Raw genomic sequence first — 21,499 nt, 5'->3', positions numbered from 1 at the left:
CCTGCCGGCTCGCCCTTCGGGTTTATGGAACCCGGACGCCCGTGAGCGTCCTCGCCGCCGAATTCACCGCATTCGAAACGGCCCGTTCGCGTCACCTCATTCGAAGCGCCCTGTGCGCGCCATCTCCATCAGACGGGCAATGCGCTCCTCGGTGGCCGGGTGCGTGGAAAACAGGTTCGCGATGCCGCCGCCTGCGAGCGGATTCATGATCATCATCTGAGCCGTTGCCGGGTGCGCCTCGGCGGTCGCGAACGGAATGCCGCTCGCGTAGCGATGAATCTTGTCGAGCGCCGACGCAAGCGCCTGCGGGTCGCCCGAAATCTGCGCGCCGCCGCGATCCGCCTCGAACTCGCGGGCACGGGAAATCGCCATCTGGATCAGCGCGCCCGCGATCGGCGCCAGAATCGCCACCGCGATACTCGCGATCGGATTCGACGCCCGGCCATTCTCATCGCGGCCACCGAAGAACATCGCAAAATTGGCCAGCGCGGAAATTGCGCCGGCCATCGTCGCCGACACCGTCGAAATCAGGATGTCACGGTGCTTCACGTGGGCCAGTTCGTGCGCCATCACGCCGCGCATTTCCCGCTCGGACAGCACCCTGAGGATGCCCGTGGTAGCCGCGACAGCCGCGTGCTCCGGGTTACGGCCGGTGGCGAAGGCGTTCGGCGCGTCTTCGTTGATCAGATAGACCTTGGGCATAGGCAGGCCCGCCCGCGTCGAGAGTTCGCGAACCATCCGGTAGAACTGCGGCGCGCTCGTCTCGTCGACTTCCTGCGCGTTGTACATGCGCAAGACCATCTTGTCCGAGAACCAGTACGAAAAGAAATTCATCCCGACGGCGATCAGAAACGCGAGCATCATGCCCCGCGAACCGCCGATCATGCCGCCGATCACGATGAAAAGGGCCGTAATCGCGGCCATCAGCATCGCGGTTTTCACCCAGTTAAACATGTCCTGTACTCCTTGCCCGAATGCGGGTTCACTTTGAAGCCGCCTGCTTGCGGCGACCGATTGTAAGCGATTTGTTAGATAAGGGCGCGCAAGGAAAATTCAATCAGCGTGATGCGGTGGCGAGTTTGATGCCGAGACCGACGAAAGCGCTGCCCACACCCCGGTCGAGCCATTTCTTCACGCCCGGCTTGCCAGAGAAGCGCTGGGTAACACTACCCGCGATCCACGCAACGAAGCTGTTCCACACCAGGCTCATGACGACGAACACCACGCCGAGCGCGAGGAAGGCGAGCGTTTTATGCTCGCTATCGGCGGTGACGAACTGCGGGAAAAACGACACGAAGAACAGCACGACCTTCGGGTTCAGCACATTGGTCCAGAAACCTTGCAGGAAAAGCTGGCGCAGCGATTTCGGCGCGCCGGCCGCGCGCGGCGAGGCTTGTGCCGCAGCGGGCGTCTCTGCCGACTGCTTTGCGAAGATCAGGCGTGCGCCGAGATAGATCAGATAGATCGCGCCGACGAACTTGATGACGGAAAACGCCGTGGCCGACGCGGCAAGCAGCGCGGTCAGGCCGAACGCGCAGGCAAGTGAATGCACGCAACAGCCAGCGGAAATGCCAAGCACCGACACTAACCCCGCGCCGCGGCCCTGCGCGACGCTCCGCCCGACGATGTAGGCCGTGTCGGGTCCGGGCGTCACGTTCAGAAGGAAAACCGCGACGATAAAAAAAGCAAAATGGGTGATGCCAAACATGAGAAGCCTCGGGCGCGTGGGCAGTGCAAAAACGATTCTAACGCGCGGCGAGGACGCGGCGCGACCTGACCGAACGGCATATGGCGCCGCGGCGCTCGCGGCTCCACGATTTTGCTTTAGCGACGAGGACGTGCCGGCGCCGCGGCCCGGATGGCGCAGCGTTTACTGCGATTCAGGCAGTTTGAAATGCTGCCCGGCGGCGAGTGTCGCGCCGGCCAGGAATTCGCGCGCAGGCAGGCGCTTGCCGCCGGGCTTCTGCAGTTGCGTGAGACGCAACGCGCCGCCGCCGCTCGCTACGACCACGCCTTCCGGCGAGACCTCGACGATCATACCAGGCGCGGCTTCACGTGCTGGATCAACTGCTTCGGCAGCCCAGATTTTCAGTGCGGTGCCGTCTTCAAGTGTCGCGACGCCGCCGGGGAACGGGTCGAACGCGCGAACCTGACGGGCCAGCTCGGCGGCGGGCCGCCGCCAGTCGAGCGCCGCCTCGTGCTTAGCGATCTTTTCGGCATACGTCGCACCGTCGGTGGGTTGCGGTGTGGAGGACAGCTTGCCGGAACGCTCCAGTTCGACGAGTGCGTCGACGATCAGCGTGGCGCCAGCTTTCGCCAGACGGTCGTGCAGCGTGGCGGTGGTGTCGTCGGGATAGATCGGCGTCCTGGCTTCGGAAATCATCGCGCCGGTATCGAGGCCGACGTCCATCTGCATCAGCGTGATGCCCGTCTCGACGTCACCGGCCTCGAGCGCGCGATGAATCGGCGCGGCGCCGCGCCAGCGCGGCAGCAGCGATGCGTGAATGTTGATGCAGCCGTGCGGCGGAATATCGAGCACTTCCTGCGGCAGCAACAGCCCGTAGGCGGCAACGACCATGACGTCGTGTGGTGTCGCACGCAACTGGTCGATCGCGGCGATCGCTTCAGCCGGATATTTGCCGTTTCTACGCAGCGACGGCGGTTGCGCGACAGTGAGGTCGTGTTCCTGCGCGAAGCGTTTGACCGGGCTCGCCTGCAGTTTCATGCCGCGGCCGGCAGGGCGGTCGGGCTGTGTGAGGACGAGTGGCACCGGAAATCCGGCTGCGTGAATCGCAGCCAGCGCCTCGGCGGCGAACTCCGGCGTACCAGCAAAAATGACGCGCAGCGAATGGCTCATGAATGGGGAATGTGCAGGATGGAAACGCGTTACATCGCGTGCGCGAGCTTCTTCATCTTGCCCTTGATGCGCGTCTGCTTGAGCGGTGACAGGTATTCGACGAACACGTGGCCCATCAGGTGATCCATCTCGTGCTGGACACACACGGCGAGCAGGCCCTCGCAGTCCAGCTCGAAGGTTTCGCCCTTCTCGTTGAGCGCCCGCACGCGCACTTTTTCGGCGCGCTCGACGTTGTCGTAGATGCCCGGCACGGACAGGCAGCCTTCCTCGGAAAGCTTCCTCTCGTTGCTCGACCAAATGATTTCCGGATTGATGAACGCCTGCAGTTCATCGTGCGTTTCCGACACGTCGATCACGACCACGCGTTCGTGCACGTCCACCTGCGTTGCCGCGAGGCCGACGCCCGGCGCCGCGTACATCGTTTCGGCCATATCGGCGACGAGCCGGCGAATGCGATCGTTGACCTCTTCGACGGGTTTCGCGACCTTGTGCAACCGCTTGTCGGGATAGTTGAGGATGTTCAGTAAAGCCATGATTTTGAAGTGAATGAGTGAGCGCCGCGCGTCGCTGCCGCTTCCAGTCTGATACCGGTCCGGGCCGCATGGCCATCTGGCCAGCTTGTGAGCCCATCGGGTTATACGGAGGATATGCGGTCGAACCGGTTCGATTCAACGTATCGCCGGACGCACGACTGAAGAGCACGCGCGGGCGGGCGCGGCACTGCTTTTATTTCGGATGATGAAAATTTTAGCATGGTGACCGCCCGGCCGCTGACTGCAAAGGACTGACCCGCAATGCGCACCCTGCCGATGACCGATACCGAACTCGCCGCGTGGCTGCGGCTTGCGACGGCGCGCGGACTCAAACCCGCCGCGCTTCGCACGCTTCTCGATGTATTCGGGCTGCCTGAAGCGCTGCTCGGCGAGCCCTTCGCCACACTGGCGGCCGCAAGCGACGAAGCAACGGCGCGTGCTGTTCTCACGCCGCCCGGCGCGGGTTTCGACGGGCAACTCGCTGCTGTCCTCGCGTGGCGCGACGAGCCGGGCAACCAGGTGCTGACATTGGGCGATCCGGCCTACCCGCCATCCCTGCTGACGATGCCCGACCCGCCGCCGCTGCTATATGTAAAGGGACGGCTCGACCTGCTCCACGCACGAAGCGTGGCGGTGGTCGGCAGTCGCAGCGCGACGCCGCAAGGCGTCGAAGATGCGGGCCGGTTTGCGCGGGCGTTGTCGGATGCCGGCCTCGCCGTCGTCTCCGGGCTCGCGCTCGGCATTGACGCGGCCGCGCATCGCAGCGCGCTCCACGGGCCCGGCAGCACCATTGCGGTCATCGGAACGGGCGCGGATGTCGTGTATCCGTCGGCGAACCATCAGCTTGCGCATCAGATCGCGGCGGCGGGCGCCATCGTGTCGGAATGGCCGCTCGGCACGCCCGCCCGCTCCGCGCACTTTCCCCAGCGCAACCGGCTGATCGCAGGGCTATCGAGCGGCGTGCTCATCGTCGAGGCCGCGATGCGTTCCGGATCGCTGATCACCGCGCGGCTCGCGAATGAAATGGGGCGGGATGTGTTCGCGATTCCCGGCTCGATCCACGCGCCGCTCGCGCGAGGTTGTCACCGGATGATCAAGCAGGGCGCGAAACTGGTCGAGACACCGGAGGACGTGCTTGAAGAGCTCGGGTTTGAGATTCCAGTCGTCGCGCCAGCACTTCGGGAAACCGCGAGTGCACGCCATTCCCTCGCCCCGGAGGCCCGGCAGTTGCTGGACGCGCTCGGCCATTCGCCCGCCACGCTTGAAATCCTCGCTGCGCGCACCGAAATGGGAGAGGCGACGCTGCAGGCCACGCTTCTGCAGCTGGAACTGGGCGGCCATCTCAGCGTATTGCCTGGCGGCCGCTTCGTTCGGGCCAGCCACAGCTGACGGCGCGCCATGCTACATTCGCGCCAAAGCACCTGACATAAATACGCAAGGAATCGACATGCCCGCGCTGAATCTCGACACCGATCAGGACCGGATCGCTGGGCGCATCAACGACCGTGACACGCTGTTCGTCGCCTGTCTGTGCGCGGAATGGTGTGGAACGTGCCGCGAGTATCGCGAAGCCTTCGACCGCCTGGCGGACCGGTATCCCGACATCTGCTTTGCCTGGATCGACATCGAGACCCACGCGGACCGCTTCGACGATCTCGATGTGGAAAATTTTCCGACGATCCTGATCGAAGACGCTCACACCACGCGATTCTTCGGCACCGTGCTGCCGCAAGCCGGCATCGTCGAGCGCATGCTTGCAGAATCCGCCGCGCTGCCGGGTGTGACCGGTGCGCCGAAACTGCGACCGGCGCTGGCTGTTGCCTGAAAGCATCGTCGAACGGGGGGGGGTGATCAACCCCCGGCAAGCGTCGCCGGGAAGCACGAAAAAAGCACCGTGGAGCGCTGCCAGCAAGGCTGCATGGGCCTCGACGGCTGAAGGAACCACGCTTGCCGGATAAGCGAGCGCCCAATTATGATGAGCCGCTTTTTTTAGGCACGGGAATCGCCGTTTCAGTGGCGTGTGCTATAAAGCGGTCGTCAAAGGGCCATAAAACCCGATCCACATACTCACATCCCAGTCATGTCCAAAGCACTGATCATCGCCGAAAAGCCTTCCGTCGCGAACGACATCGCGCGGGCTCTGGGCGGCTTTACCAAGCATGACGAATACTTCGAGAGCGATGACTATGTCCTTTCGTCGGCGGTCGGGCATCTGCTCGAGATCGCGGCGCCCGAGGAATATGAAGTCAAGCGCGGAAAATGGAGTTTCGCCCATCTGCCGGTCATCCCGCCGCATTTCGACCTCAACCCGATCGCAAAAAGCGAGTCGCGTCTGAAGCTGCTGACGAAGCTGCTAAAGCGCAAGGACATCGACCGGCTCGTGAACGCATGCGACGCGGGGCGCGAAGGCGAGCTGATTTTCCGTCTGATCGCGCAGCACGCGAAGGCGAAGCAGCCGGTGCAACGTCTGTGGCTGCAGTCGATGACGCCGGCCGCGATCCGCGACGGCTTCGCCCGTCTGCGTAGCGACGAGGAAATGCAGCCGCTCGCGGATGCCGCGCGTTGCCGCTCGGAAGCAGACTGGCTGGTCGGCATCAACGGTACGCGGGCGATGACCGCGTTCAACAGCAAGGGCGGCGGCTTCTTCCTGACGACCGTCGGGCGCGTGCAGACGCCGACACTGTCGATCGTCGTCGAGCGCGAAGAAAAGATTCGTCGTTTCGTGCCGCGTGACTATTGGGAAGTGAAAGCGGAGTTCGTCTGTTCGGCAGGCTTCTACGAAGGCCGATGGTACGACCCGAAGTTCAAGCGCGACGAGTTCGATCCGGAGAAGCGCGATTCGCGTTTGTGGGCGCTGCCTGCCGCTGAGACGATCGTCGCTGCATGTCGCGGCCAGATCGGCACGGTTACCGAAGAATCAAAGCCGTCGACGCAGCTTTCGCCCGCACTTTTCGACCTGACGAGCCTGCAGCGCGAAGCCAACGGCCGCTTTGGCTTTTCGGCCAAGAACACGCTCGGTCTCGCACAGGCGCTGTACGAAAAGCACAAGGTGCTGACGTATCCGCGTACCGACGCGCGCGCGCTGCCGGAAGACTATATCGAGACGGTGAAGAGCACGCTCGATATGCTGAAGGAGAGCAACAACTATCTGCCGTTCGCGAAGCAGGTGCTCGACAAGGGCTGGGTGAAGCCTAACAAGCGCATCTTCGACAACTCGAAGATCAGCGACCACTTCGCAATCATCCCCACCTTGCAGGCGCCGAAGATACTCTCCGAGCCGGAGCAGAAGCTGTACGACCTCGTCGTGAAGCGCTTCCTCGCGGTGTTCTTCCCGGCGGCCGAGTTCAAGGTGACGACGCGCATCACGGAAGTCGTCGGCCATCACTTCAAGACTGAAGGCAAGGTGCTGGTCGAGCCGGGCTGGCTGCAGATCTACGGTCGCGAAATCGGCGGCGAAGATGCGAACCTCGTGCCGGTGCAGAAGGACGAGAAGGTCAAGACAGACAGGATCGCGGCCCACCAGCTCGTGACGAAACCGCCCGCACGCTACAACGAAGCCACGCTGCTGTCGGCGATGGAAGGCGCGGGCAAGCTCGTCGAAGACGACGAACTGCGCGAAGCGATGGCGGCCAAGGGTCTCGGCACGCCGGCGACGCGCGCTGCCATCATCGAAGGTCTGCTCGGCGAGAAGTATCTGATCCGCGAAGGCCGCGATCTGATTCCGACCGCGAAGGCGTTCCAGCTGACCACCCTGTTGCGCGGTCTTGGCGTCGAGGAACTGACCGCGCCGGAACTCACCGGCGAGTGGGAGCACAAACTCGCGCAGATGGAGCGCGGCAAACTCAAGCGCGACGAGTTCATGCAGGAAATCGCCCGCATGACGCAGACCATCGTCAAGCGCGCGAAGGAATACGACTCCGACACGATTCCCGGCGATTACGCGACGCTCGAAACGCCGTGCCCGAATTGCGGCGGCCAGGTCAAAGAGAACTACCGCCGCTTCGCGTGTACGAAGTGCGAGTTCTCGATTTCGAAGATTCCGGGCAGTCGTCAGTTCGAGATCCCGGAAGTCGAAGAATTGCTGCAAAACAAGACGATCGGTCCGCTGTCGGGTTTCCGCAGCAAGATGGGTCGTCCGTTCTCGGCGATCCTCAAGCTCTCGCTCGACGACGAAACGAAGAACTACAAGCTCGAGTTCGACTTCGGTCAGGATTCGGGCGGCGAAGATGGCGAAGCGCCGGATTTCTCGGAGCAGCAGTCAGTCGGCGCGTGTCCAAAGTGCAAGGGACGTGTGTTCGAGCACGGCATGAGCTTCGTCTGCGAGAACTCGGTCGCGAATCCGAAGACCTGTGACTTCCGCTCGGGCAAGGTGATTCTGCAGCAGGAAATCAGTCGGGAGCAGATGTCGAAACTGCTCGAAGAAGGGCGCACCGATCTGCTGACTAACTTCAAGTCGTCGCGTACCGGGCGCAACTTCAAGGCATTCCTCGTCAAGCAGAGCGACGGCAAGATCGGCTTCGAGTTTGAGAAGAAGGAACCGTCAGCGAAGACAGCTGCAAAGACGGCAGCGAAGAAGGCCGCAAACACGGAAGCCGAAACGGAAGCGGTTGGCGCAACCGCAAAGGCCGCGCCGGCGAGGAAAACCGCGGCGAAAACGACTGCGACCAAAGCGGCTGCAACTAAAACCACGGCCGCCAAGAAGGCGCCGGCGAAGAAGGCCGTCGCACGCAAGACGGGTTCGTAAGCTCTTGCGCGAGGGCCGGTTTCGCACGGCCCGTAGCGATAAAAAAAGCGCAGCCCGCGGGCTGCGCTTTTTTACTTTTCAATCACTTAAAGCGGCGACAGCGCAGTCGGCCGTGTCCGCGTGGTGGTCTTCATCGGTTTGGCCGCCGGCAGTTCGCTGTCGAGCAGGCTCGACAGCGGCTCTGCGCCGTCGAACGCCTCCGGTGGCATCCGGTCCGACGAGGGCGCCATCGCAGGCGTGGACGGGCGTACAAGGCCGTCCTTGATCCATTGCTCACCGAGCAGACTGTTCGGCGTCTGGTTGAAATGCTCGACCAGATGATCGATGAACGTGCGCACCTTCGCCGGCAGATGTCGACGGCTCGGGTAAGCGATATTGATCTCGACCTGCGGCAGACGGTAGTCGCTCAGCAGGCGAACCAGCTTGCCGCGCGTCGTATCGCGACCGATCAGGTAGCTTGGCAGGATCGCGATGCCCATCCCGAGCGCCGCGAACTGACGCAGCATCTCCGTGTTGTTCGCGACGATCACGTTCGTGGGACGCACGCGCACTTCGCCATCCGGGCCCGTAAAGACACGCTCGTCGCCCCAGTATTCGGACGGCAGGCTCAGACACGGATGCTCGGCCAGCTGCTCGGGACGCGTCGGCGTACCGTGCTTCTCCAGATACGCCGGCGTCGCGCACACCGTCATGCAACCCGTGGTCAAACGCCGCGTGACGATGCTGGCGCTGCGCATATGCCGCGCGATCACCACGCCCACATCGAATCCTTCCTCGACGAGATCGACCTGCCGGTCAACCAGCGTGACGTCGGGAATGACTTTCGGATAGCGCTCGGCGTAGGTCTGTAGCACCGGCGCGAGGTTATGCAAACCGAACACCACCGGCGCGACAATGCGCAGCGTGCCGACGGGCTCATGATTGCGCGCCACCACCATCTGTTCGACGTCTTCCAGCTCGTCGAGAATCTGGCGCGCACGTTCGAGATAAACCTGACCTGATTCGGTCAGCGAAAGGCTGCGGGTTGTCCGGTTGAGGAGCCGCGTGCCAAGCCGCCCTTCGAGGTCGGCGACATGTCGGGTAACAACTGCGTTAGAGATATCCATCGCGCTGGCTGCGCGGGCAAAGCTACCGAGATCCGCCACCCTGACGAAAACCCGCATCGACTGCAAATGATCCATAAGACAACTCCTGCGTGTTACAGCTTCTTTCTTCCCAGGAAGGCGAAGCGAACTGCGAATTCTCCTCCGACTCTGGAAATCCTGCAGAAGTTGCCTGGAAACTCGGCTATTACATAAAAATTTGTGCGATTGTGCCCTTTAACGCGATGTCGGATCGTCGATTGTTCCTATGTTAGAAACAATGCACGAAGCGTCGGCGTGGATTATTCGTTTCGCAACAGGTCGAAAGGCATTGCGTAACTGTCGAAAGTGGCACGAAAGCGGCAAGAATGTTCTCTCTGTGAGCCCGTGAAAAAAGACCGCCCGAAGGCGGTCTGGCAAATCGAAGCGTGTACTCACATTGCTACACAGCGAGGCGATTCTCCAATGCCGTTCGTGTTTCCTGAAGCGCAGGCGGAAGGCCGCGTTCGAGCGTGTTGAACAGTTCCGCGTGCAGATCGAGCTCCGCACGCCAGGCGGCATCGTCGACTGAGATTACTTCGTCGTACTGCGCGCGAGTGAAGTCCAGACCGCTCCAGTCGATGTCGTCGTATCCCGGCGAGACGCCGAACGCGTGTTCCGCGCCCTGCGCCTTGCCTTCGACGCGGTCCACCATCCAGCGCAGCACGCGCATGTTTTCGCCGAAACCTGGCCACACGAACTTGCCGTCGGCGCCTTTGCGGAACCAGTTCACGCAGAAGATTTTCGGCATCTGCACGTTCAGACGCGCGAGGCGCTCGCCGGTTTTCAGCCAGTGACCGAAGTAGTCGCTCATGTTGTAGCCGCAGAACGGCAGCATCGCGAACGGATCGCGGCGCACGACCCCCTGCTGGCCCGCCGCGGCCGCTGTCGTCTCGGAACCCATCGTCGCGGCCATGTAGACGCCTTCAACCCAGTTGCGGGCTTCGGTCACGAGCGGCACCGTGGTCGAACGGCGACCGCCGAAGATGAACGCGTCGATCGGTACACCGGCCGGGTTCTCCCAGTCGGCGTCGATCGAAGGACATTGCGACGCCGGCGCCGTAAAGCGCGCGTTCGGGTGCGCCGCCTTGCGGCCGCTTTCCTTCGCGATCGCGGGCGTCCAGTCCTTGCCCTGCCAGTCGATGAGATGCGCGGGCGGTTCGACGGTCATGCCTTCCCACCAGACGTCGCCGTCGTCCGTCAGCGCGACGTTCGTGAAGATGACGTTTTCCTTTAGCGTCGCCATCGCGTTGAAGTTGGTCTTTTCGCTCGTGCCCGGCGCAACGCCGAAGTAGCCCGCTTCCGGATTGATCGCGTAGAGACGCCCGTCGTTGCCCGGCTTGATCCACGCGATATCGTCGCCGATGGTCGAAATCTGCCAGCCGTTCATGCCTTCCGGCGGAATCAGCATCGCGAAGTTGGTCTTGCCGCACGCCGACGGAAATGCCGCCGCGACGTGATACTTGCGCCCTTCCGGCGAAGTCACGCCAAGAATCAGCATGTGTTCGGCGAGCCAGCCTTCGTCGCGGCCCATCGTCGACGCAATCCGCAGCGCGAAGCACTTCTTGCCGAGCAGCGCGTTGCCGCCATAGCCCGAGCCGTAGCTCCAGATCTCGCGCGTTTCGGGGAAATGGACGATGTATTTGGTGTCGCTGCACGGCCACGGCACGTCTTTCGCACCCGCAGCCAGCGGCGCGCCGACCGAATGCACGCATGGCACGAACGCGCCGTTCTCACCGAGCACGTCGTACACCTTGCGTCCCATGCGCGTCATGATGCGCATGTTCGTCACGACGTAAGGGCTGTCGCTCAACTCCACGCCGATGTGCGCGATCGGCGAACCTAGCGGCCCCATCGAAAACGGCACGACGTACATCGTGCGGCCGCGCATCGCGCCATCGAAGAGACCATCGAGCGTCGAGCGCATCTCGGCCGGCGCGATCCAGTTGTTGGTCGGGCCAGCGTCCTCTTCGCGTTGGGAGCAGATGAACGTGCGATCTTCGACGCGCGCCACATCGGACGGGTCGGAGCACGCGAGGTACGAATTCGGCCGCTTCGCCGGATTCAACTGCCTGAGCGTGCCGGCTGCGACCATCTGCTTGCAGAGGCGGTCGTATTCCTCCTGCGAGCCGTCGCACCAGACGACGCGTTCCGGCTTCGTCAACGCGGCGACGCGCTGAACCCAGTCGATCAGCTTTCGGTGTTTGATCCAGGCCGGCGCCTCGACGGCGGCCTGACCATTGAATGCGGGATGATTCATCGAGCTGTCTCCGTTCTGTTATTGAGAGAAAAACGGTAACCAGCCCAGCGACGCTGCCTGCGAGAGGCGTCCAATCCTTGCTGCGCCCATGTTCCGGCGCGCATGATTGCGCATGTCGTCGTGGGCCAAACCAGCCTGTTGTTCGAAACCGTCTGTAAAGCGGCTTGCATCGATTGGCAACAAACTGTTAAAAACGGTGTAAACCTTGCCTGCAGAACCGGCGCCGCGTTCCGGCCCCCGTTCGACAGGGCTTTAATCCGCAGTACCAACGTGACGCGAATCACATGTTGGGACATTCAGCTTATCACTCCGTTCCGCGCCCTCTCGGTGCGCAGCAAAACACAACGCCATGAAGATTGCCATCCTCGACGATTACCAGGACGCCGTTCGCAAGCTCAACTGCTTCCAGTTGCTCGCCGACCATGAAGTCAAAGTTTTTAACAACACCGTCCGCGGACTGGGCCAGCTCGCAAGCCGTCTCGCCGAAACCGACGCACTGGTGCTGATTCGCGAACGCACCCGCATCTCCTCGCAACTCCTTGATAAGTTGCCGCATTTGCGCATGATCAGTCAGACGGGCAAGGCTTCGGTCCACATCGATATGGCGGCTTGTACCGAGCGTGGCATCGCCGTGCTGGAAGGCACTGGCTCACCGATCGCGCCCGCCGAACTGACGTGGGCACTCATCATGGCCGCCCAGCGACGGATTCCGCAATACGTAGCAAACCTTAAGCAGGGGGCCTGGCAACAGTCGGGGTTGAAGACGTCGGCGCTGCCGCCGAACTTCGGACTGGGCACGGTTTTGCGCGGTCAGACGCTCGGTATCTGGGGCTACGGCAAGATCGGCCAGCTGCTCGCCGGGTACGGCAAGGCGTTTGGCATGAAGGTGCTGATCTGGGGCCGCGAGCACTCGCGCGAGGCCGCGCAGAGAGATGGCTACGATGTCGCTGAAAGCCGTGAGGCGCTGTTCGAACAGAGCGACGTGCTGTCGCTACATCTGCGTCTGCATGACGACACGCGCGGCATCGTCAGGCAGGAAGACCTGATGCGCATGAAGCCGACTGCGCTTTTCGTGAACACGAGCCGTGCCGAACTGCTGGAAGAAAACGCGCTGATGGGCGCGCTGTCGCACAACCGGCCGGGCATGGTGGCGATCGACGTGTACGAAAGCGAGCCGATTCTGCAAGGCTACAGCCTGCTGCGAATGGAAAACGTGATCTGCACGCCGCACATCGGCTATGTCGAACGGGATAGCTATGAGCTTTACTTCAGCGCGGCGTTCAGGAACATCCTCGCGTTCGACGCGGGCGATACATCGAGCGTGGCGAATCCGGAAGCGTTGCAGGGCGGACGGCGGCGGTAATTCGCTTCCGGCAGGCTGGCGGCGTTAGCGTTCCGTTGCAGGCGAGCGCAAGCGCCGCCGCGCCTGCCCGGCGACAGCAAGGCGCTCAGCTCAATCGTGCGCAGCCGCTTTCATGAGTTCCGGCATGCGTCGCAGGAACTGCTCGCCGTCGACGCGCCCAAGGTTGTACGCGTGTTGCATCTGCGACGGGCTGGTGTAATCCCAGCTCGAAATCGGCACCTTGCGCGACGGCTGAACATACAGACGCTGCTGCGTGCCGTGCGGCACAACAAACATCTGCGGACGCGGATACAACCGCGTCACCATCACGAGGACCGTGCCGGGCGTTTCATCGAGCGCGCCGACCGGCACGTTGTCGACCATCCCGCCATCCAGAACCGGCCGGCCGTTGCGCCGCAGAACCGGCGTAAACGGCGGTGTACTCGACGATTGCAGGATCAGATCGGCGAGATCTTCAACCGTCGCGCAATCCTGCGCGCGCACAAACTCCGGATGAAAACCGAGCGTCTGACCAAGCGTCGGATGCAACGTCTTGCGCACGTACTTTTCGATGTTGTACGCGATCAGCCCAGCCGCGACGGCACTGCGTGCGCCGAGCCAGCGCGGCAGATGCGACACGCCGATGCGGATTTCCGGCGCCTTCGCGAGCGACGCGAAGCGCTCGCCATAGATGTCGAGCAGCGCCTGGCGATAGATCCGGTAGTGCGGAAACACCGACTCTCCGCGCAGCAGGTTGCCCCAGTACGCGTTTTTCGTGTTTTCGCGTAGCGCGTGCTCGTAATAGCGCATCACCCAGCTGGATTCATTCGTGTACAGCATGCACGCAGTCGCCGCGCCCGCCGAAATACCGCAGATGACGCGCGGCTTGATATTCAGTTCTGGCTGGACGACATCCCAGAACCCCGCCTGCCACCAGCAGCGATTGCCGCCGCCTGCGAATACGACCTGATCGAACATCGTTGCTGCTTTCCTTGAGTGCGGCGCGGTGTGTGCGGCGCGATGATGATATTGCGCGCCCGGGTTTAGTCGAGCAGTGCGTAGGTGGTGGTGGCGTGGACGGCCATACGGCCGTCTTCGTCGAACAATTCGACTTCGCCAAACACAAGATTGCGGCCGAGGCGCAGTACGCGCGCGGTGATCAGCACGTCGCCCTTGCGGACGGCCCGCATGAAGCTGATGTTAAGCGAGACGGTGGTCATCGGTTTAAAGCCATCGAGCGCGGCCGAGATGGCGACGACCATCGCCGTATCGGCGGCTGCCATGAAGACCTGGCCGCAGATCACGCCGCCCGAATGACGCAGCTCGCCGGAGAACGGGAGGCGTAGCGTGGCGCCTTCTTCGTCGACCTTGACCGGTGTGAGTGCAAGCGAGCGCACCCACGGCGCGAGTACGCGGTCTAGCAGTTCGCGGATTGCGTTGTCGTCCATCGTGTGTCCCCGGTTGGAGCCGCGCGATGGGTTGTGCGGCGTGTTGTCGCGACATCATACCGGGCGCGGCTCTCAAGCGCCTTTCGGCGGGTCTGGTCTGCGTGGGATTCGCGTTGCCGATCACTGAACGCTTGCAGGATCTATCCGATAGATTTTTTTAGGAAATCTGCGAAAGGGGCTAGGCAAGCATAACGAACTCGTGCATAATTCGCAGTCTGTTGGGGGCGTTAGCTCAGTTGGTAGAGCAGCGGACTCTTAATCCGTAGGTCGAGTGTTCGAGTCACTCACGCCCCACCAAAAATTCAAGCACTTAGCCCGGTCGTCACGACCGGGCTTTTTGCTTTCTGGGTTCCGTGTAGGCACGGTGTAGGCAAATTTGGTTAATGCAAATACCATCCGCTCTGGACTGCCGCCTTTCAGGCCACGGAAGCGACACTTAGTCCGGGTTCGGCCATGAAGAAACAATTGTCCGGCGCTGCCGGACGGCCGGTCACGGCGCCACTGCAGTCATTTAGCGTCGGGGAATCGATGGGATGAGAGGCTATGTTTCCAGGACGACGTGGACGCGTGTCATGAACTGAACAAATCATCGACGATACGTCGTCCCGCGCTATAGCCGGCCATGAGCGCGTCGGCTTCGCTGAAAAATGGCTTGCCTGGCGAATCGCCAAAACGCAACGGCGAGAAAACGGCAAGAGCGGCACCTTCCTTGCAGACCCTCACGACCGCGAAATATCCCAAGCTGGATAACGCACTGCGTCCGCCCAGCCAGCTGAAGTCAGCCTCGACGGCCACCTCAACATCGAAGCCGTGATAGTGATAAGTGCGGTTCATGGGCTCACCCGTTCCGCCTGCTGCGAAATCCGCTGGACGTCGTCCGATTCCAGAGCGCGGATATACCGGAAGAAAAGCGCTACGATTCCACGAGTAGGGATGCTGGCGGAAAGCGTCGCTATCTTGACCGGGGCGAACCACCTGCACTTCGCGATTTCGTTGCTGGGCTGAACGCTAGCATGGCGCGCGACGTCAGCGAAAAAGACATGGTGCAAGGTGTTGAAACCGATAAATTGAAAGAGGTATGTCAACTCATCAGCCACAAGCGTTGTTTCTTCCACCAGTTCACGTAGCGCAGCTTCCAGGGGCGTTTCGTCCCGACGGATTCTCCCGCCGGTAGCGCCCATCTTGATCGTTCTCTGGCAACCAGCAGAATCCGGTTTTCCCGCACACATAGAACGGTCGCGCTGTCTTTCATCCTCTCCCTGCGTGCTTGATTTCTTGAGAATCAGTCGAAACCGGCGGTGACGTAACGCCGGCAGACCTTTATCGGGCATTGTAAGTCCTGTCCAAAATACCGCGTAGCAGTCTCACAGGCGCCATACCGACAGCCCCCCGATGCCGAATGCGGGAATCCGTGAAGAACTGTTGTTTTCCCCTCCAACAGTCGGGAAGATATCGCGTTAGACTGGCTCACTACGCGATCGGGCACTTTTTTGCTTATGCAACCTGGGCGTGCTGACCACACGCCGGGGTAGTGGAGTGCCAGTCATGGCTTAAGGGGTTCAGGCAACCGGCGTCCATTCGCTGCGACGCCCATCCACACAAGGGGCGGGGCAGTCGCGAAGTCGCATGGGCAACGGTTGGACGCCAGGAGTCCGAATCATGATAACGACGTTCACGCTGATCGATCTCGCTGGCTCCGTTGCTCTGCTGCTGTTGGGCACCCAGATGGTTCAAACCGGCATGCACCGGGCATTCGGCGCCGGTCTTCGGTCACTCCTCGGCAGGTCGCTGCGCGGGAACTTCCGGGCTTTCCTGGCCGGGACGGGCGCGACCGCGGTATTGCAAAGCAGCGCGACGACCGGACTCATGATTGAGGGCTTCGCCGCTGAGGGGGGCGTTGGGCTTGTGCCGGCGCTTGCGGTCATGCTTGGCGCAAACGTCGGCGTGACATTGATCGTGCAGGTACTGTCGTTCGACCTCGCGGCCGCCGTCTCTCCAGCCCTGATCCTTGTCGGCGCGCTGATGTTCCGCAAGGTATCGAACACACGTGCACACGACCTGGGACGCATGTTCATTGGTCTGGGCCTGATGCTGCTCGCGCTGCACCATCTGCTCGAGCTGATGACCGATTACGAGGATGCCCCCAGCCTGCGCATGCTGCTGGGCGCTGCTTCCACCGTACCGGTCGTCGATGTTCTGCTGGCTGCGGGCTTGACGTGGGCCGCGGATTCGAACGTCGCGGCTGTTCTGCTCATCACCTCGCTTTGCGCGCGGAACGTGGTTCCTCCCGATACGGCCTTTGCACTGGTGATGGGTGCGAACCTCGGCACCGCCATCAACCCTGTGCTGGCGGGCACAGGACCCTACGATCCCGTATCGAAGCGGCTTCCGGTCGGAAACCTGCTCACGCGATTAATCGGCGTTGTGGCGGCCCTCGCGGCGCTCGGACCAATCGGCCGTTTCATGGTTACCATGGAACCGGACAACGCACGTGTGGTTGCGGATTTCCACACGCTGTTCAATCTGGTTCTCGCTGGTGTATTCCTGCCAATACTCCCTCTCTGTGCGAACCTCTTAACCCGGTTACTGCCTTCACTCGTGGCGGTCGCTGATCCGCAGCAGCCGCCTGGCGCCGATCCTACCGCGAGGCAGATTCCGAAAGGGGGGCCCGAAACCGCGGCACCCAACGCACCTCGACTCGCAGATCGTTTTGGCGAGATGCTGTCAGGCACCCGTGCGGCACCGACAGATCGCGAGCGGCAGCTCATTGTGGAGATCCGCCAGCGTGGCGATATTCTGGATAGCCCGAACAGCGCGGCAAGGACTTACCTGACACCTCCTGATCCTGAGCAACTCGCGGCGAGTGCTCATCCGCGCCTCGACGAAAAAGTCCGCGTGGCCTATCGCGAGGGGAACTGTGGAATTGGTGTGAGAGAGGGCAGTGGCCACTCGCTCGAACACGTCGGGCCTGACGGCAACGCAACGACGTATTACCCTATAAGCTCACTCTGGCTCACCTTGCAGGATCTCCAGGTCGTTCAGCAACTGGAACCCGCAGAGGGAGAAACGCAATCCACCCTGACTACCTGTGTCCGTGGGAGCGCTTCCTTCGATGACGTTCGTCTGTCAATTATTGGCGAACCCGGGAACAGCACGTGCGTGGTCCAGATCTCCTTTGCGGCCAGGGAAATCCGTTCGGCAGACCGGCATGACCTTCGCGAATGGCAAGACGCGCTCGGTACAACTTTCTCGGACGTCCCACTGGGTACTGCAAGGCTCGGCTATAACCGCCCGGACCCGGAGATGCAGGAACCCGATCAGTGGTGGGCGTCTTGCCACGTGCCGGAAAGCAGCATGAAGGCGCTCATCGAGGGCGTTGAGGCCGGCCGGCTCGCTGCGGTCAAGGTCGGCCTGTGTCTGAGGAACGTTTATACGTCGGGGCGGGCGTTTGCTGACCTCCCTGGGGATGCGTATCTGTTCCTCCGACCTGGCAAGGAAGACAGCGCTGCGGAATCGCCGGAAATAGCGAGCGGATACGTTGTCCATCTCGCACTCGATTTCGGGAAAGTCAGCTTACGCCCGCTCGATCACAGCGAGCGTGCACACGAGGGACAACAGCAAACAAACATTAGCGAGGCGAATTCGATTAACGCGCTGGTGGATAAGCTCAGCAAGCTTGTTGCCAGTTTGAAATGGCTTGCAGTGCTTGTCGCGGTCCTCGTTGTCGTTTTCGCATTCAAAAATCGATGATCGGACCGGTGGCTCCCATTGCGTCTGGTTGCGCCGAACTGCCCGCGTTGTAGTGCATATATGGCGAACGTCCCTATCGGGAGTAAGCTGAAAGTCGGCTCGATTCCGACTGGGAGAACCGGGCGTGAGAACGCGTTCGACACTCGAGATCTGTTTGCCGCTTGCCCTGTTCGCTGTGGCTTGGGTCATGGTTTATTTACCAGCGAAGGGCATTGCCGACTGCCGCAACGTCACTTCACTTGCACCCACCCGCCTGGACGCACGACAGATACTGGTTCTGCGCATCCGCCCTGCAAAGCTGACCGCGCCTGTCCTCGTAGCTTCCGCACTTCGCCATGCCGGCGTTGTAGGTCTCGAGGCAATCCTTCTTGATATCGTCGCAGTTCGGGGCGGCGAGCGCCGCAAGTGGCAGCAGCCCAAAAACGATCAGGCCGCCGATCAAGCTGTCTTTCATGATTGACCTCCTCCGGGTTCCCTACGCGATCACGACGTAGAAAAGAAATTGTCGAAGACGGAAACCAGCATTGGATTGTATCAACGCGAACGAGCACTTCCGCCACAGCAGCGCGTAAGCCGAAACAACAGCGACCCACGCGCGCCCGTGGCCTGGGGTCCTGTCATCTCGCACCGACTGACCGACGTCAGTCCTCCACTGCCAACTGCAAGTAATTTGCGGTAACGCCCCGGTAAACGTCCGGAAAGGAGCGGTCATTATGCTGCTCGTTTAAGGGGACAGGTGCAGGCCCAAAAAAGGCGATCTCCCGTTCACGGACGCATTGCCGTCAGTACGCCTTTTGGTCCCACCACCGTAGCCAGCACGTCGAACGCCTGCTCGCAACGCCATGCGGAGCGTGACCCGAACACCGTCTTGCAAAGAAACATGACACCGAACTCACTGAATTTTTCTGGCGGCCCTGGCGCGTTGCCGCAAGCTGTCCTCGCGCAGACTCGCGAGGCGATCGCCGCCCTTCCTGAGACCGGCCTGTCGGTGCTTGGAATGAGTCACCGGTCCGACTGGTTTTACTCGATCCTGCACGAAGCCGAATCGAATCTGCGTCATCTGCTCGGCATTTCCGACGACTACGCCATCACCTTTCTTCAGGGCGGCAGCAGTCTGCAGTTCGCGATGATTCCGATGAACTTTGCAGCAGGGGCCGGTGCGCCGCCCGAATACGTGAGCTCCGGTTACTGGAGCGCGAGGGCGGCGGCGGAAGCAGCCAGAGTGCGCACAACAAGGATCGCATGGGACGGTCGTCCCGGCGGTTACCGGAAATTGCCGGACCTCTACACGCTGGACGTGGCCCGCCCGTCCGCGTACCTGCATTACGTCTCGAATGAAACAGTGGAAGGCCTGCAGTTCCCGGCCTGCGAAGAAGCGTTCGCCGTACCGCTTGTCGCGGACATGTCATCGGACTTTCTGTCGAAGCCCATCCGGCCGGGGGTGTTTTCGATGATCTACGCGCATGCGCAGAAAAACCTCGGTCCGGCCGGCGTCACTGTCGCGATCATCGACCGGTCCCTTCTCGAGCGGATCCCGAACGGCCTGCCATCCATCCTCGACTTTCGCACCCATATTTCGCACGGCTCGAACTACAACACGCCACCGGTATTCGCTATCTATGTCCTGACGTTGATTACCCGCTGGCTGCGCTTCGATATCGGGAGTCTGACCGCCATGCAGGACATCAACGAAAGAAAGGCGCGGCGCCTCTATGGCGCGCTCGATGCGCTGGGCGATTGCGTCACCGTTCACGCGGATCGTCGCTGGCGTTCGCAGATGAACGTCGCCTTCACATTCGGCGATGCGCGGCTCGACGATGCGTTTCTCGTCTCCGCGCGGGAACAAGGCATGGTGGGACTGGAAGGGCACCGGTCGATTGGCGGCCTGCGGGCCTCGCTGTACAACGCCGTCACCCCTCAGGCCGTCGGGACGCTTGCCGACGCATTGACGGCGTTCTCTGTCCATTGCATTTGAACCTGCCATGGCGACTCCCACCGAGACCAGTGACGATAAAACGGAACCTCATGACGACGCATCCGGCGCCATGCAACCGGCTGTATCCAGCAACACTGCGCCTGTTTCCCAGACTGTTGACGACCTGGCGCGCCTGCTGGATGCCGACCCGCTAAACGTCGGGCTGCATCGTGCGATGTCTGACGCGATGCGCGACGCCGGCAACGAAACTGGCTTTCTCGCGCACGGCATCGGGGTTGAGACGTTCGAGATGACGAAGACATGGGCGCAGGCTGCGGCCATACCGCTTTTTAACATCGCGACCGTCTACTACATGCATGGCGACCATGGTCCTGCAAAGCGGTGGTACGAGATCGCATTGCGCGTCGATCCGGATCTCGCGATGGCGCATCAAAATCTCGCTGCCGTTTATGACTCGACGGGCGAAGCCGCGAAAGCGCAGACGCATCGGGCGATCGCCTATCGGCTGCAGCGGATCTATATCGAGCCCGCCGACAATGCGCCGCGCAGGGTGTTGATCCTGTGCACCGGCAACGCCGCGGGCAATGTCCCGTTCGACACCCTGCTTCCGTTCACCACGAGTTACCGCATCAAGTATGCGATCGACTACGCCGCCGACGCGGAAGACGACCAGTTGCCGCCGTTCGATCTGGTCTTCAACGCAATCGGCGAACCGGACATCGCGGAGCCGCTCGCGCCCCGTCTCGAACGTTTCGCGCAGCGATGCGGGCGCCCGCTACTCAACCCGCCACAAGCGATAGCACGCACACGGCGGAACCGCCTGCCCGAACTTCTCGCGAACCTGGACGACGTGGTAGTCGCGCGATGCATCCTGCTCGATCAGATGCCGGGGTCGATCGACATACTGGCAACCCGGCTCGTCAGCGAAGGCATCGACTTTCCCGTTCTGACGCGTCCGCTTGCGAAACATGGCGGTGAGGGGTTGACGCTGCATACGTCGATCGACGCGCTGTGGTCCGCGCTCGAAGAGCTCGACGCGCCCCAGTACGTGACGACGTTCCACGACTTCCGCAGCGCGGACGGCCACTTTCGCAAGTACCGAACCGTGTTTGTCGACAGGGCGCCGTTCCCCTACCATCTCGCGATTTCATCGCACTGGATCGTGCATTATTTTTCTGCGGACATGATCACGGCGGGCTGGAAGATCGACGAGGAACGCCGCTTCCTGGAAGACAGCGGCAGAGCGCTGGGAGAACGGGCGATGAACGCGATTGCCGCAATCGGTCGGCGTCTCGACCTCGACTACGGCGGCATTGACTTTACGCTGCTGCCCGACGGCCGCGTGTTCGTATTCGAAGCCAACGCGACCATGCTGGTTCATCGTGAGGCAGACGACGGTCCGCTGGCCCACAAGAACAGGTTCGTCGAGCGCATCGTCGACGCGTTTGAACAGTTACAGGCGCGGCGAACCGTTGCACCTGTCAACAGCCGCCGCTGACCCGATCAAG

18 protein-coding genes and 1 tRNA gene are annotated in these 21,499 nt (G+C 61.9%); 8 read left to right on the top strand and 11 right to left on the bottom strand.

The window, feature by feature from the left end; genetic code table 11:
* Nucleotides 1–96: 96 nt before the first annotated feature.
* The 4 genes from htpX to def form a co-directional block, all read right to left on the bottom strand.
* The gene (gene htpX, locus P3T16_RS01680; protein ID WP_429255099.1) at nt 97–954 is read right to left on the bottom strand and encodes a zinc metalloprotease HtpX; all 858 of its coding nucleotides are present in this window, start codon (nt 952–954) and stop codon (nt 97–99) included.
* A 103-nt stretch (nt 955–1,057) separates the two neighbouring features.
* Entirely contained in the window at nt 1,058–1,708 is a 651-nt protein-coding gene (locus P3T16_RS01675) for a LysE family translocator (RefSeq protein WP_429255100.1), read from the bottom strand.
* Nucleotides 1,709–1,870: 162 nt separating this feature from the next.
* Entirely contained in the window at nt 1,871–2,857 is a 987-nt protein-coding gene (gene fmt, locus P3T16_RS01670; RefSeq protein WP_429255101.1) for a methionyl-tRNA formyltransferase, read from the bottom strand.
* Nucleotides 2,858–2,886: 29 nt separating this feature from the next.
* Nucleotides 2,887–3,390 carry a peptide deformylase gene (def, locus tag P3T16_RS01665; RefSeq protein WP_429255102.1) on the bottom strand — a complete coding sequence of 168 codons (504 nt, stop codon included), beginning with the start codon at nt 3,388–3,390 and terminating at the stop codon, nt 2,887–2,889.
* Nucleotides 3,391–3,651: 261 nt separating this feature from the next.
* On the opposite strand from def, the gene dprA reads away from it, so the two are divergent.
* The 3 genes from dprA (at nt 3,652) to P3T16_RS01650 (ending at nt 8,134) form a co-directional block, all read left to right on the top strand.
* The gene (gene dprA / locus P3T16_RS01660) at nt 3,652–4,779 is read left to right on the top strand and encodes a DNA-processing protein DprA (RefSeq protein ID WP_429340939.1); all 1,128 of its coding nucleotides are present in this window, start codon (nt 3,652–3,654) and stop codon (nt 4,777–4,779) included.
* 58 nt (nt 4,780–4,837) lie between these two features.
* The gene (locus tag P3T16_RS01655) at nt 4,838–5,215 is read left to right on the top strand and encodes a thioredoxin family protein (protein WP_429255104.1); all 378 of its coding nucleotides are present in this window, start codon (nt 4,838–4,840) and stop codon (nt 5,213–5,215) included.
* 255 nt (nt 5,216–5,470) lie between these two features.
* Nucleotides 5,471–8,134, top strand: coding sequence for a DNA topoisomerase III (locus tag P3T16_RS01650; protein ID WP_429340938.1), 2,664 nt, complete (start codon nt 5,471–5,473; stop codon nt 8,132–8,134).
* An 86-nt stretch (nt 8,135–8,220) separates the two neighbouring features.
* On the opposite strand, the gene P3T16_RS01645 is transcribed toward P3T16_RS01650, so the two are convergent.
* Together P3T16_RS01645 and P3T16_RS01640 are read right to left on the bottom strand one after the other, a co-directional pair.
* On the bottom strand, nt 8,221–9,315 hold the full coding sequence (locus P3T16_RS01645) for a LysR family transcriptional regulator (protein ID WP_429340937.1): 1,095 nt from the start codon (nt 9,313–9,315) through the stop codon (nt 8,221–8,223).
* 343 nt (nt 9,316–9,658) lie between these two features.
* A complete protein-coding gene (locus tag P3T16_RS01640; RefSeq protein WP_429340936.1) occupies nt 9,659–11,515 on the bottom strand; it encodes a phosphoenolpyruvate carboxykinase (GTP) in 1,857 nt (618 codons plus the stop codon).
* A gap of 349 nt (nt 11,516–11,864) precedes the next feature.
* Here P3T16_RS01640 and P3T16_RS01635 point away from each other — a divergent pair, with 349 nt between their 5' ends.
* The gene (locus P3T16_RS01635) at nt 11,865–12,878 is read left to right on the top strand and encodes a D-2-hydroxyacid dehydrogenase family protein (protein ID WP_429255108.1); all 1,014 of its coding nucleotides are present in this window, start codon (nt 11,865–11,867) and stop codon (nt 12,876–12,878) included.
* Between the two features lie 90 nt (nt 12,879–12,968).
* Here P3T16_RS01635 and P3T16_RS01630 read toward each other — a convergent pair whose 3' ends face one another.
* Together P3T16_RS01630 and P3T16_RS01625 are read right to left on the bottom strand one after the other, a co-directional pair.
* The gene (locus tag P3T16_RS01630; RefSeq protein ID WP_429340935.1) at nt 12,969–13,835 is read right to left on the bottom strand and encodes a patatin-like phospholipase family protein; all 867 of its coding nucleotides are present in this window, start codon (nt 13,833–13,835) and stop codon (nt 12,969–12,971) included.
* Nucleotides 13,836–13,900: 65 nt separating this feature from the next.
* Nucleotides 13,901–14,305: a PaaI family thioesterase gene (locus P3T16_RS01625; protein WP_429340934.1), complete on the bottom strand. Its 405-nt coding sequence runs from the start codon at nt 14,303–14,305 to the stop codon at nt 13,901–13,903.
* A 221-nt stretch (nt 14,306–14,526) separates the two neighbouring features.
* Here P3T16_RS01625 and P3T16_RS01620 point away from each other — a divergent pair.
* Nucleotides 14,527–14,602 (top strand) — tRNA-Lys (locus tag P3T16_RS01620).
* Between the two features lie 273 nt (nt 14,603–14,875).
* Here the strand turns inward: P3T16_RS01620 and P3T16_RS01615 are convergent.
* A complete protein-coding gene (locus P3T16_RS01615; protein WP_429340933.1) occupies nt 14,876–15,139 on the bottom strand; it encodes a hypothetical protein in 264 nt (87 codons plus the stop codon).
* A complete protein-coding gene (locus P3T16_RS01610) occupies nt 15,136–15,636 on the bottom strand; it encodes an NUDIX domain-containing protein (protein WP_429340932.1) in 501 nt (166 codons plus the stop codon). Before P3T16_RS01610 ends, P3T16_RS01615 begins: the two co-directional genes overlap by 4 nt.
* 328 nt (nt 15,637–15,964) lie before the next feature.
* Between P3T16_RS01610 and P3T16_RS01605 the strand changes: the two genes are divergently transcribed.
* Nucleotides 15,965–18,055, top strand: a complete 2,091-nt coding sequence (locus tag P3T16_RS01605) for a Na/Pi cotransporter family protein (protein WP_429340931.1) — start codon at nt 15,965–15,967, stop codon at nt 18,053–18,055.
* 235 nt (nt 18,056–18,290) lie between these two features.
* Here P3T16_RS01605 and P3T16_RS01600 read toward each other — a convergent pair whose 3' ends face one another.
* Entirely contained in the window at nt 18,291–18,509 is a 219-nt protein-coding gene (locus tag P3T16_RS01600) for a hypothetical protein (RefSeq protein ID WP_429340930.1), read from the bottom strand.
* A 426-nt stretch (nt 18,510–18,935) separates the two neighbouring features.
* On the opposite strand from P3T16_RS01600, the gene serC reads away from it, so the two are divergent.
* Entirely contained in the window at nt 18,936–20,030 is a 1,095-nt protein-coding gene (serC, locus tag P3T16_RS01595; protein WP_429340929.1) for a 3-phosphoserine/phosphohydroxythreonine transaminase, read from the top strand.
* A gap of 7 nt (nt 20,031–20,037) precedes the next feature.
* Nucleotides 20,038–21,489: a hypothetical protein gene (locus P3T16_RS01590; protein ID WP_429340928.1), complete on the top strand. Its 1,452-nt coding sequence runs from the start codon at nt 20,038–20,040 to the stop codon at nt 21,487–21,489.
* Nucleotides 21,490–21,499: the final 10 nt, after the last annotated feature.

It is taken from the genome of Paraburkholderia sp. GAS42, from assembly GCF_050436565.1.
In the GTDB taxonomy this organism is placed as follows: Bacteria; Pseudomonadota; Gammaproteobacteria; order Burkholderiales; family Burkholderiaceae; genus Paraburkholderia.
Note: the sequence above shows the minus strand (reverse complement) of the source record. Positions and strands in the feature narration are given on the sequence as shown.

Bases quoted from the DNA above. Each gene is read 5' to 3' on its own strand.
- htpX (WP_429255099.1), bottom strand. From the start codon at position 954: ATGTTTAACTGGGTGAAAACCGCGATGCTGATGGCCGCGATTACGGCC.
- P3T16_RS01675 (WP_429255100.1), bottom strand. From the start codon at position 1,708: ATGTTTGGCATCACCCATTTTGCTTTTTTTATCGTCGCGGTTTTCCTT.
- fmt (WP_429255101.1), bottom strand. From the start codon at position 2,857: ATGAGCCATTCGCTGCGCGTCATTTTTGCTGGTACGCCGGAGTTCGCC.
- def (WP_429255102.1), bottom strand. From the start codon at position 3,390: ATGGCTTTACTGAACATCCTCAACTATCCCGACAAGCGGTTGCACAAG.
- dprA (WP_429340939.1), top strand. From the start codon at position 3,652: ATGCGCACCCTGCCGATGACCGATACCGAACTCGCCGCGTGGCTGCGG.
- P3T16_RS01655 (WP_429255104.1), top strand. From the start codon at position 4,838: ATGCCCGCGCTGAATCTCGACACCGATCAGGACCGGATCGCTGGGCGC.
- P3T16_RS01650 (WP_429340938.1), top strand. From the start codon at position 5,471: ATGTCCAAAGCACTGATCATCGCCGAAAAGCCTTCCGTCGCGAACGAC.
- P3T16_RS01645 (WP_429340937.1), bottom strand. From the start codon at position 9,315: ATGGATCATTTGCAGTCGATGCGGGTTTTCGTCAGGGTGGCGGATCTC.
- P3T16_RS01640 (WP_429340936.1), bottom strand. From the start codon at position 11,515: ATGAATCATCCCGCATTCAATGGTCAGGCCGCCGTCGAGGCGCCGGCC.
- P3T16_RS01635 (WP_429255108.1), top strand. From the start codon at position 11,865: ATGAAGATTGCCATCCTCGACGATTACCAGGACGCCGTTCGCAAGCTC.
- P3T16_RS01630 (WP_429340935.1), bottom strand. From the start codon at position 13,835: ATGTTCGATCAGGTCGTATTCGCAGGCGGCGGCAATCGCTGCTGGTGG.
- P3T16_RS01625 (WP_429340934.1), bottom strand. From the start codon at position 14,305: ATGGACGACAACGCAATCCGCGAACTGCTAGACCGCGTACTCGCGCCG.
- P3T16_RS01615 (WP_429340933.1), bottom strand. From the start codon at position 15,139: ATGAACCGCACTTATCACTATCACGGCTTCGATGTTGAGGTGGCCGTC.
- P3T16_RS01610 (WP_429340932.1), bottom strand. From the start codon at position 15,636: ATGCCCGATAAAGGTCTGCCGGCGTTACGTCACCGCCGGTTTCGACTG.
- P3T16_RS01605 (WP_429340931.1), top strand. From the start codon at position 15,965: ATGATAACGACGTTCACGCTGATCGATCTCGCTGGCTCCGTTGCTCTG.
- P3T16_RS01600 (WP_429340930.1), bottom strand. From the start codon at position 18,509: ATGAAAGACAGCTTGATCGGCGGCCTGATCGTTTTTGGGCTGCTGCCA.
- serC (WP_429340929.1), top strand. From the start codon at position 18,936: ATGACACCGAACTCACTGAATTTTTCTGGCGGCCCTGGCGCGTTGCCG.
- P3T16_RS01590 (WP_429340928.1), top strand. From the start codon at position 20,038: ATGGCGACTCCCACCGAGACCAGTGACGATAAAACGGAACCTCATGAC.